Here is a 246-nt window from a genome sequence, read left to right as displayed (position 1 = left end):
ACTGTGGGCGCATCATTGGTGTTGGCAACGGTAATAACAAACGTATCGGTGACGGTACCGCCGTTACCGTCACTCGCAATCACATCAATCGATACCGTACCGACATCGGCGTTCGCTGGCGTGCCACTAAACGTGCGAGTTACTGCATCAAAACTCAGCCAGGCAGGTAAGGCACCGCCACCGGCTAATTGCGCGCTATAGGTGAGCGTATCGCCGACATCAACATCACTAAAGGTGTTAGATGCG

At 53.7% G+C, this 246-nt stretch carries 1 protein-coding gene; it reads right to left on the bottom strand.

Translation table 11 applies throughout. The annotated features are described in order from the left end of the window. Positions 1-246: putative Ig domain-containing protein (locus AWU77_RS20235; protein WP_152625203.1), on the bottom strand; the 246-nt coding region annotated here is incomplete at both ends.

The organism is Cellvibrio sp. OA-2007 (assembly GCF_000953825.1).
Classification (GTDB): Bacteria; Pseudomonadota; Gammaproteobacteria; order Pseudomonadales; family Cellvibrionaceae; genus Cellvibrio.
The sequence above is the reverse complement of the archived record's forward strand: the minus strand, read 5'-3'. Positions and strand labels throughout refer to the sequence as shown.